The following is a 10,160-nucleotide window of genomic DNA, read 5'->3' on the forward strand; positions in this document are numbered from 1 at the left end:
ACGGGGAAAGGGGTGGGGTGTGACGCGGGTGGTTGATCCGGCTAGGGGGGATGTGGTCGCGGAGGTGGCGGGGGTCGAGGTGGGGGAGGTGGATGGGGCGATCGGGCGGGCTGCTGTTGCGTTCGAGTCGTGGCGGGGGGTTGCGCCGGGGGAGCGGGGGCGGGTGCTGCGGCGGTTTGCCGGGCTGGTGGACGCGCATCTGGAGGAGTTGGCGCGGTTGGAGGTGCGCAACTCCGGGCACACCATCGGTAATGCACGGTGGGAGGCGGGCAACGTCCGTGACGTGCTCGACTACTACGCGGGGGCGCCGGAGCGGCTGACCGGGCAGCAGATCCCGGTGCCCGGCGGCTGGGACGTCACCTTCCACGAACCGCTCGGCGTGGTCGGGGTGATCGTGCCGTGGAACTTCCCGATGCCCATCGCCGCCTGGGGTTTCGCCCCCGCGCTGGCGGCCGGCAACACGGTCGTGCTCAAGCCCGCCGAGCTGACCCCGCTGACCGCGCTGCGGCTCGCTGAGCTGGGGCGCGAAGCCGGCCTGCCGGACGGGGTGTTCACCGTGCTGCCCGGTCGGGGCGACGTGGTCGGCGAACGGTTCGTCACCCACCCGGCCGTGCGCAAGGTCTGCTTCACCGGCTCCACCGAGGTCGGCACCCGGATCATGGCGGGCTGCGCCGCCCAGGTGAAGCGGGTCACCCTGGAGCTGGGCGGCAAGAGCGCCAACCTGGTCTTCGCCGACGCCGACCTGGAGAAGGCGGCGGCCACCGCGCCGTACGCCGTGTTCGACAACGCCGGCCAGGACTGCTGCGCCCGCTCCCGGATCCTGGTCCAGCGTCCGGTGTACGACCGGTTCCTGGAGCTGCTCGAACCCGCGGTCCGGGCGCTGCGGGTGGAGGACCCGGCCGCCGAGACCGCCGAGATGGGGCCGCTGATCTCCGCCGCCCACCGCGACCGGGTCGCCGGCTACCTCGACGGCGCGACGGTCGCCTTCACCGGCACCTGCCCCGACGGCCCCGGCTTCTGGCACGCCCCGACGGTGCTGCTCGCCGACTCCCCGGCCGACCGGCACTGGCGGGAGGAGATCTTCGGGCCGGTCGTCTCGGTGCTCCCCTTCGACGACGAGGCCGACGCCGTCCGGCTCGCCAACGACACCGAGTACGGCCTGTCCGGCTCGATCTGGACCCGGGACGTCGGCCGGGCGCTACGGCTGGCCCGCGCGGTGGAGGCGGGCAACCTCAGTGTCAACTCGCACTCCTCGGTGCGCTACTGGACCCCGTTCGGTGGGATGAAGCGTTCCGGGCTCGGCCGTGAGCTGGGTCCGGACGCGCTGCACGCCTTCACCGACGTCAAGAACGTCTTCATCAGCACGGAGGAGTGACGCCAGTGCAGGGTCGGCTACAGGACCGGGTCGCCGTGGTGACCGGAGCGGGCAGCGGAATCGGGTTGGCCACCGTGCGGCGGTTCGCCGCCGAGGGGGCCCGGGTGGTCTGCGTCGACATCGACGACGAGGCCGGCGGGCGGGCCGCCGAGGAGGTCGGCGGGGAGTACGTGCACACCGACGTCGCCGACGAGGCGGCCGTGCGGAGCCTCTTCGACGGGGTGGTCGAGCGGCACGGCCGGGTCGACGTGGCGTTCAACAACGCCGGCATCTCCCCGCCCGACGACGACTCCATCCTCGACACCGGGCTGGACGCCTGGGAGCGGGTGCTGCGGGTCAACACCACCAGCGTCTACCTGTGCTGCAAGTACGCGATCGGGCACATGCGCCGGCAGGGCAAGGGCTCGATCATCAACACCGCCTCGTTCGTGGCGCTGATGGGGGCGGCCACCTCGCAGATCGCGTACACCGCGAGCAAGGGCGGGGTGCTGGCGATGACCCGGGAGCTGGGCGTGCAGTTCGCCCGGGAGGGCATCCGGGTCAACGCGCTCTGCCCCGGCCCGGTCGCCACCCCGCTGCTGATGGAGCTGTTCGCCGCCGACCCGGAGCGGGCCGCCCGCCGGCTGGTGCACGTGCCGATGGGCCGGTTCGGCGCACCGGAGGAGATCGCCGCCGCGGTGGCCTTCCTGGCCAGCGACGACGCCTCGTTCATGACCGCCGCGCAGTTCGTCGTCGACGGCGGCATCACCGGCGCGTACGTCACCCCGCTGTGACCGGCTCCGCCCGGCCCGGCCCGGTCGGCGACCACCCCGGCCACCCGCCGGCCCGCGCGCTCCGGCCCGCGGGGACCGGCCGGCGGGCACGTCCGCTGATCGGGATCACCGGGTACGTCGAGCCGGCGAGCTGGGCGGTCTGGCGGGACGTCCCGGCGTCGCTGGTGCCGCAGGCGTACGTCCGCTCGGTGACCGCCGCCGGGGGCCGGGCCGTGGTGCTGCCCCCGGACGACCTGGACGCCGAGGTGGTCGACGTTCTCGACGGGCTGCTGCTGGCCGGGGGCGCGGACGTCGGCCCGGAGCGTTACGGCCTGCCGGTGGACCCGCGCACCGAACCCCGGCCGGACCGGGACGCCGGGGAGTCCGCCCTGCTGGCCGCCGCGTTCGCCGCCGACCTGCCGGTGCTCGGGGTGTGCCGGGGCATGCAGTTGCTGGCCGTCGCGTACGGCGGGACGCTGCACCAGCACCTGCCGGACGTGGTGGGCCACGACCGGCACCGCCCCGCCCCCGGGGTGTACGGGTCGCATCCGGTGCGGTTCGCCCCGGGGAGCCGGACGGCGACCGTGCTGGCCGGGGTGGAGCGGGTCAACTCGTACCACCATCAGGGGGTGGCCGACCCGGGCGGCCTCACCGTCACCGGCTGGGCCGACGACGGGGTGGTGGAGGCGGTGGAGGACCCGGCCCGGCGGTTCTTGCTCGGGGTGCAGTGGCATCCGGAGAACGACGACGACCCGCGCCCGGTGACCGCCCTGGTCCGGGCGGCCCGCGGAGGCTGACCACGGAGCGTTCCGGCGGGCCGGCCTACGACGTCGGCGGTTCCCGGTCCGGCCGCCCGGCCCGTGATGCCGGCGGTTCCCGGTCCGGCCGCCCGGTCGGCGACGACAGCGCGGTCCCCGTCACACTGTTCCTATCTGTTGGGAAGCGCGTTCCCGGAATGCGGTCGGTGGCGGCAGGATGGCGGCATGGGGACCGTGTATCCGGCGCTGGACGGGCGACTGCGGGAGTTCGTCGAGGCGCAGCCGATGTTCTTCGTGGCCACCGCGCCCAGCGGCGCCGAGGGGCACGTCAACGTCTCGCCGAAGGGGATGCGCGGCACCTTCGTCGTGCTCGGTCCACACCGGGTGGCCTGGCTGGACTACCACGGCAGCGGGGCGGAGACGATCGCCCACCTGCGGGACAACGGGCGGATCACGCTGATGTTCTGCGCCTTCGACGGCCCGCCGAAGATCCTCCGGCTGCACGGCCGGGGCGTCGCCACCCCGGTCACCGACCCGGGCTTCGCCGCCCTGCTGGCCGACTTTCCCGACCCGCCCGACCTGCACGCCGTCCGGGCCGTGATCGACGTGGCCGTGGAGCGGGTCAGCGACTCCTGCGGCTTCGCGGTGCCCCTGATGGACTACCGGGGCGACCGGGACCTGTTGCTCACGTCACACTCCCGGCGTACCGCCGACGACCTGGTCACCTACCGGGCGACCAAGAACGCCGCCAGCATCGACGGTCTGCCGGTGTTCTGAGGCCGGTCCGCCCGCCCTCCACGGGCTCCCGCCGTGCGCCGTCGGGAGAGTGACGGCAGGATGAGGCACGGGTTACCAGCGTCCGCCGGAACCCCCGCGTTACGTTTCTGACCCGTCGGGGTAGAACACGTGGCGCGGCCGGCGTCAGCCGGGGCGTACTGGGGGGCACGACCGGCCGAGCAGGGGGCGCGGATGAGCTCGTCCTATGGGGGCGAGGAGGGACGAGGGTCGTCCTTCCTGTCGGCTGCCGACGCCCCCCCGTCTGGCAGGGCCACCCCGTCCGGTAAGGCCACCCCGTCCGGGAGTTCGACGCCGCCCGGGGGCACCGTGCCCGGTGACCCCGCGTCGCCCGCCCTGCCGAGGCTGCCGCCGGCCCTGGCGGCGTCCTTCGCCGCGGGTGGCGAGATGGGCCGCCTGCTGGCCGCGCACGACTGGTCGACCAGCCCGTTGGGCACCCCGGACACCTGGCCGTCGGCGCTGTGTCACGCGGTCGGCATGATGCTCTCCTCGCGGGCGCAGATCGTGATGTTCTGGGGTCCTGAACAGCTCGCCTTCTACAACGACGCCTACCGGCCGACCATCGGCGACAAGCACCCGCAGGCGCTCGGCCGATCGGCCCCCGAGCACTGGGCGGAGACCTGGGACGTGCTCGGCCCGCTGCTGGACGGGGTGCGCCGCACCGGGGAGGCGTACCGGGGCGAGGACCATCCGTTCCTGCTCGACCGGCACGGCTTCGTCGAGCAGGTCTACTTCGACATCTCCTACGACCCGATCCGGGACGCTGACGGCGGCGTCAACGGGGTGTTCTGCTTCGTCAACGAGACCACCGGCCGGGTTCTCGGCGAACGACGGTTGCGGGCGCTGGCCGAACTCGGCTCCCGGCTCGGCGCGGCGGGCAGCATGGCGGAGCTGGGGCAGGCGACGGCGGGTGTGCTGGACGGGCACCGGGACGACGTCCCCTTCGCCCTGGTCCACCTGACCGACGAGACCGGCCGCCCGGTGCTGACCGGAGCCAGCGGTGTCGACCCGGACCGGGTGCCGGCCGAGCTGCCGAGCGTGCTGTCCCGGGTCGCCGCCGGTGGGGTGGCCGCCCGGATCGACGTGGCCGAGCTGTGCGGCGAGGTGCCCGAGGGCGTCGCCGGGCAGGCCCTGGCGCTGCCGCTCACCGCCACCAGTGAGCCGGCCGGGGTGCTGGTGGTCGGCCTCTCCGCCCGGCTGCCGTTCAACGACGAGTACCGCGACTTCGTGGGCCTGATCGCCGCCCAGGTCTCCCGGGTGGTCGGCCAGCAGCGGGTCTACGAGCAGGAGCGGGCCCGCGCGGCCGAGCTGGCCGCGCTGGACCGCGCCAAGACCAACTTCTTCGCCAACGTCAGCCACGAGTTCCGGACCCCGCTGACCCTGGTGCTCGGCCCGCTGGAGGACATGCTGGCCGATCCGGCGCTGCCGCCGGCGCACCTCGACCGGCTGACCGTGATGCACCGCAACGCGCTGCGCCTGCTCAAGCTGGTCAACACGGTGCTCGACTTCTCCCGGCTGGAGTCCGGCCGGCTGGCCGCCCACTACCAGCCCACCGACCTCGCCGCGTACACCGCCCGGCTGGCCAGCACCTTCCGCTCCGCGACCGAGCGGGCCGGGCTGCGGCTGGTGGTGGACTGCCCGCCGCTGCCCGCGCCGGTCTTCCTGGACCGGGACATGTGGGAGAAGATCGTCCTCAACCTGCTCTCCAACGCGCTGAAGTTCACCTTCGAGGGTGAGATCCGGGTCCGGCTGGTCGCGGCGGACGACGCGGCCCGGCTGGAGGTGTCCGACACCGGGGTGGGCATCGTCGCCGAGGAGCTCCCGCACGTCTTCGAGCGGTTCCACCGGGTGCCGGGGGCGCGGTCGCGTAGCCACGAGGGCACCGGGATCGGCCTGGCCCTGGTCCGTGAGCTGGTCGAGATGCACGGCGGCACGGTGGCCGCCGCGAGCCGGGTCGACCAGGGCACCAGGTTCACGGTGACCGTGCCGTTCGGCTCCGCGCACCTGCCCGCCGACCGGGTCGCCGAGGCGACGCCGCTGCCCACCGCCGAGTCGCCGCAGGCGCCGCTCTATGTCGCGGAGACCGCCCTGTGGACCGACGGCGGGCCGGCCGCCCCGGCGGGCGGCGGCACCGGGCGGGCGGGCCGGGTCCTGCTCGCCGACGACAACGCCGACCTGCGCGAACACGTCACCCGACTGCTCGGCCCCGAGTACGAGGTGGTGGCCGTCCCGGACGGCGCGGTGGCCCTCCGGGAGGCCACCGCGAGCCCGTTCGACCTGGTGCTCACCGACGTGATGATGCCCCGGTTGGACGGCTTCGGCCTGGTCACCGCGCTGCGGGCGGACCGGCGTACCCGGCACGTGCCGATCGTGCTGCTCTCCGCACGGGCCGGTTCCGCCGAGGCGGTCGCCGGCCTCGCGGTCGGCGCCGACGACTACCTGACCAAGCCCTTCTCCGGCGCGGAGCTGATCGCCCGGGTCCGGGCCAACGTCGAGCTGGGCCAGCTCCGTGGGCAGATCATCCGCCGACTGCGGGCGCTCGCCGACGCCGCCGTGGCGGTGAACACCGCGAAGTCGACCGCCGAGGTGGTCCAGGTCGCGGCCCGGCACGCCCTGCACCTGGCCGAGGCGGCCCGGGTGGTGGTCACCACGACCACCGGCGCGCGGCACGAGGCCGACGGCGGCGGCACCGCCCCCGACCAGCCGTCCCAGGTGCTGTCGCTGACCGGCACCGCCGGCGCGCAGCTCGGCGAGCTGCGGGTCTGGCGGCGCGAGGGCGACGGCACCGACCAGGCCGCCGTCGCGGAACTGGCCCGGCTGGTCGGGGTACGGCTGGAGAACGCCCAGCTCTACGAGGCCGAGCACCGGATCGCCACCACCCTCCAGCACAGCCTGCTGCCCCGCTCGTTGCCCCAGCTCCCCGGCGCGGTGGTGGCCAGCCGCTACCTGCCCGGCAGCACCGACGTCGAGGTCGGCGGCGACTGGTACGACGTGATCGGCATCGGCGACGACGAGGTGGTGCTCGTCATCGGCGACGTGGTGGGCAAGGGGGTGCGGGCCGCCGCCGCGATGGGCCAGCTCCGCAACGGCCTGCGGGCGTACCTGCTGGAGGGGTACGACCCGGGGCAGGCGTTGACCCGGCTGAACCGGCTGGTCGGCTCGACCGAGCGGCAGTCGTTCGCCACCGTGTTCTGCCTCTCCTTCTCCCCGCACACCGGCCGGCTGCGGTACGCCAGCGCCGGTCATCCGTCCCCCCTGCTGATCCGAGGAGACGACGTGGCCTTCCTGCACGAACGGGCGCTCGGACCGCCGATCGGCGCGATCGCCGGCACCGACTACCGGACGGCCGGGGGTGAACTCGCCCCCGGTGGCCGGCTGCTGCTCTACACCGACGGGCTGATCGAGGACCGGCACGCCGGCATCGACGCCGCCCTGGCCCAGCTTCGGGTGGACGCCGGCACCGGCGGCGAGCACGTCGCCGATTTGGTGGACGCCGTGGTGGCGCGGGTCGACGGGCGCACCCGGCACGACGACGTCGCGGTGCTGGCGCTGGAGGCCGCCGAGCCGAACCGGTTCGCGCTGCGGCTGCCCGCCGACCCGACCCGGCTCAGCGTGCTGCGCAAGCGGCTGGAGGACTTCCTGGTCGCCCACGGGGTGGCCGAGAACGACCTGTTCGACCTGACCGTCGCCGTCTCCGAGGCCGCCGCCAACGCCATCGAGCACCCGGTCGCGCCGGTCCAGCCGACCATCGCCGTCGAGGTGTCGATCGTCGACCGCACGGTGGTGGCGACGGTGCGCGACACCGGCCGCTGGCGGGAGTCGACCGGGGCGGGCTTCCGGGGCCGGGGACTCGCCCTGATCGAGGCGCTGGGCGAGCTGACGGTACGGCGCACCGGGGAGGGCACGGAGGTGTCGCTGCGCCGCCGGCTGACCGACTGAGCCGGGCCGGCGCGGGGTCAGGCCGGGTCGAGCCAGCCCTGCTCGCCGAGGCCGGAGATCTCCAACACCCGTCTGACCTGACGGGACGGGAGCACGGTCAGGGTGCCCGGGAACCGCTGGGCGAGCTGGACCACCGCGTGGATGGCGGCCGAGTCGAAGAAGGTGACGGCGCGCAGGTCCAGCGTGAGCTGCCGGGCCGGCTCCCGCAGCGCGGTCTGGATCATGGTGTCGGCGGTGGCCATGTCGACCTCACCGGTCACCGTGACGCGGGCGTGGTCACCGGCGACCTCCGCGCACGCGGAGAACACGGGAGGTGCGCCCCCTAGATCCACGCAGCCACAATGGCACAGCCCGGTGGTGCCGGCAACAACCGCCGTGCCGGGGATCATGCGGGTGCCCGGAGATAGGCTGTCGTCATGACCGTCCGTGCCCCGCTCACCCCCGGCACGCTCTCCCCGTGGCGAGCGGTTCCGGGCCACATCGCCCGACCGGAGTACGTGGGCAGGAAGCAACCGCAGCAGTGGCGCGGCTCCCACGTGCAGACCGCGGAGACCATCGCGAAGATGCGGGTCGCCGGCCGGCTGGCGGCCCAGGCCACCCAGCTCGCCGGGGAGCACTGCAAGCCCGGGGTGACCACCGACGAGATCGACCGGGTGGTGCACGAGTTCCTCGTCGACCACGGGGCCTACCCCTCCACCCTCGGCTACCGGGGCTTCCCCAAGTCCTGCTGCACCAGCATCAACGAGGTCATCTGCCACGGCATCCCCGACTCCACCGAGCTCGTCGACGGCGACATCGTCAACGTCGACGTCACCGCGTACCTCGACGGGGTGCACGGCGACACCGATGCCACCTTCTGCGTGGGCGAGGTGAGCGAGGAGGCCCGGCTGCTGGTCGACCGCACCCACGAGGCGATGATGCGCGGCATCCGGGCGGTCCGCCCCGGCCGGCAGATCAACGTGATCGGCCGGGTCATCGAGTCGTACGCCAAGCGCTTCGGCTACGGGGTGGTCCGCGACTTCACCGGCCACGGCATCGGCGAGGCGTTCCACAGCGGCCTCTACGTGCCGCACTACGACAGCCCCCGCCCCACCGACATCATGGAACCGGGGATGACCTTCACCGTCGAGCCGATGATCACCCTCGGCACCTACCAGTACGACACGTGGGACGACGGCTGGACGGTCGTCACCAAGGACCGGAAGTGGACCGCCCAGTTCGAACACACCATCGTCGTCACCGACGACGGCCACGAGATCCTCACCCTGCCGTGACCGAGACCCCGGCGGCGCTGCGCGAGGCGCACCACGCGGACGTGTCCGGCGGCTGGCTCCGGCCGGCCGTATTCGGCGCGATGGACGGGCTGGTCACCAACATCGCCCTGATCGCCGGGGTCGGCGGCGGCGGGGTGTCGGCGCACAGCATCGTGTTGACCGGCACCGCCGGCCTGGTCGCCGGCGCCATCTCGATGGGGCTGGGCGAGTACACCAGCGTCCGCTCGGCCAACGAGCAGGTCGCCGCCGAGGTGGCCAAGGAACGCCGGGAGCTGGAACGCCACCCGGAGGCGGAGGCCCGCGAGCTGGCCGACGCCTGGGTGGCCCGGGGCCTGCCCCGCGACCTGGCCACCCAGGTCGCCGAGGCGGTACGCCGCAACCCGGAGGAGGCGCTGCGGGTGCACGTCCGGGAGGAGCTGGGCGTCGACCCCGACGAACAGCCCAGCCCCTGGGCGGCGGCCGTCTCGTCGTTCCTCTGCTTCTCCGTCGGCGCGCTGATCCCGCTGCTGAGCTACCTGCTCGGCTCGACCAGCCTGGTGCTGGCGCTCGCCATCGGCGGGGTGGGGCTCTTCGCGGCCGGGGCGGTGGTGGCCCGGTTCACCGGTCGCCCGTGGTGGTCCGGCGGGCTGCGTCAGCTCCTGCTCGGCGCGGCGGCGGCCGGAGCGACGTACCTCGTCGGCATGCTGATCGGCGTCCAGGGCGGCCTCGGCTGACGGCCGGCGCGGTCACGGCCGGGCCGTTCACGGTTGGGCCGGACCGGTCGGGACCAACCGGAAGATGTGGATCTCCCGGCCGCCGGCCCGCTGCACGTACGTCCGGTAGGCCGGCCACTCGGTGACCAGGAGCTGCCAGAGTCGTTCCCGCTCCGCCCCGGTGGCCCGGTCGGCCCGGACGGCGAGCCGACGACCCTTGACGGTCACCTCCCCCTGCGGCCGGGCGAGCAGGTTCAACGCCCACCCCGGCTGCTGGCGCTGACCCCAGTTGGAGCCGATCACCACGAAACCCTCGCCGTCCGGCACGTAGAGCAGGGGATTGCTGCGCGGCAGCCCGGACCGGTGCCCGGTGGTGGTGATGATCAGCGACGGGACCAGCCCCAACGCGACCACCCGGCCGCGGGTGAGCCGGCCGACCAGCCGGTCGGCGGGGACCAGCAGGCGCATGGCGGTGCCGAACCACTCGTGGTGACCGAGCCGACGGGTGAGGCTTCCGATGACGGGCACCGGGCCAGTCTGCCTGGTCGGACCCGTATCCGCACCCACCGGATCCC

The 10,160-nt window shown here is 74.0% G+C and carries 9 protein-coding genes; 7 read left to right on the forward strand and 2 right to left on the reverse strand.

Annotated features, from left to right (window positions below; all coding sequences use genetic code 11):
* The first annotated feature begins 28 nt into the window (after positions 1-28).
* The 5 genes from O7625_RS15035 (at position 29) to O7625_RS15055 (ending at position 7,619) form a co-directional block, all read left to right on the forward strand.
* On the forward strand, positions 29-1,375 hold the full coding sequence (locus O7625_RS15035; protein ID WP_348774005.1) for an aldehyde dehydrogenase family protein: 1,347 nt from the start codon (positions 29-31) through the stop codon (positions 1,373-1,375).
* Between the two features lie 5 nt (positions 1,376-1,380).
* Complete coding sequence (locus O7625_RS15040; protein ID WP_067304953.1) at positions 1,381-2,148, forward strand: 3-oxoacyl-ACP reductase; 768 nt, start codon at positions 1,381-1,383, stop codon at positions 2,146-2,148.
* Positions 2,149-2,243: 95 nt separating this feature from the next.
* Complete coding sequence (locus O7625_RS15045; protein ID WP_282346954.1) at positions 2,244-2,924, forward strand: gamma-glutamyl-gamma-aminobutyrate hydrolase family protein; 681 nt, start codon at positions 2,244-2,246, stop codon at positions 2,922-2,924.
* A 186-nt stretch (positions 2,925-3,110) separates the two neighbouring features.
* Positions 3,111-3,662: a pyridoxamine 5'-phosphate oxidase family protein gene (locus O7625_RS15050; protein ID WP_282346620.1), complete on the forward strand. Its 552-nt coding sequence runs from the start codon at positions 3,111-3,113 to the stop codon at positions 3,660-3,662.
* A gap of 405 nt (positions 3,663-4,067) precedes the next feature.
* Positions 4,068-7,619, forward strand: a complete 3,552-nt coding sequence (locus O7625_RS15055; RefSeq protein ID WP_282346955.1) for a SpoIIE family protein phosphatase — start codon at positions 4,068-4,070, stop codon at positions 7,617-7,619.
* A gap of 17 nt (positions 7,620-7,636) precedes the next feature.
* Here the strand turns inward: O7625_RS15055 and O7625_RS15060 are convergent, their stop codons facing one another.
* Positions 7,637-8,008: an STAS domain-containing protein gene (locus O7625_RS15060; protein WP_282346621.1), complete on the reverse strand. Its 372-nt coding sequence runs from the start codon at positions 8,006-8,008 to the stop codon at positions 7,637-7,639.
* A gap of 27 nt (positions 8,009-8,035) precedes the next feature.
* Between O7625_RS15060 and map the strand changes: the two genes are divergently transcribed.
* Positions 8,036-8,893 carry a type I methionyl aminopeptidase gene (gene map / locus O7625_RS15065; RefSeq protein WP_282346623.1) on the forward strand — a complete coding sequence of 286 codons (858 nt, stop codon included), beginning with the start codon at positions 8,036-8,038 and terminating at the stop codon, positions 8,891-8,893.
* The gene (locus O7625_RS15070) at positions 8,890-9,606 is read left to right on the forward strand and encodes a VIT1/CCC1 transporter family protein (RefSeq protein ID WP_067304964.1); all 717 of its coding nucleotides are present in this window, start codon (positions 8,890-8,892) and stop codon (positions 9,604-9,606) included. The genes map and O7625_RS15070 overlap by 4 nt, the downstream gene beginning before the upstream one ends.
* Positions 9,607-9,633: 27 nt before the next feature.
* Here O7625_RS15070 and O7625_RS15075 read toward each other — a convergent pair whose 3' ends face one another.
* Positions 9,634-10,113 (reverse strand): nitroreductase family deazaflavin-dependent oxidoreductase, encoded by a 480-nt coding sequence (locus tag O7625_RS15075; protein ID WP_282346626.1) that lies wholly within the window; start codon positions 10,111-10,113, stop codon positions 9,634-9,636.
* Between the last annotated feature and the right edge of the window lie 47 nt (positions 10,114-10,160).

It is taken from the genome of Micromonospora sp. WMMD714 (assembly GCF_029581315.1).
Classification (GTDB): domain Bacteria; phylum Actinomycetota; class Actinomycetes; order Mycobacteriales; family Micromonosporaceae; genus Micromonospora; species Micromonospora rifamycinica.

Coding starts and splice junctions, on each gene's coding strand:
- O7625_RS15050 (WP_282346620.1), top strand. CDS start 3,111: ATGGGGACCGTGTATCCGGCGCTGGACGGGCGACTGCGGGAGTTCGTC.
- O7625_RS15055 (WP_282346955.1), top strand. CDS start 4,068: ATGGGCCGCCTGCTGGCCGCGCACGACTGGTCGACCAGCCCGTTGGGC.
- O7625_RS15060 (WP_282346621.1), bottom strand. CDS start 8,008: ATGATCCCCGGCACGGCGGTTGTTGCCGGCACCACCGGGCTGTGCCAT.
- map (WP_282346623.1), top strand. CDS start 8,036: ATGACCGTCCGTGCCCCGCTCACCCCCGGCACGCTCTCCCCGTGGCGA.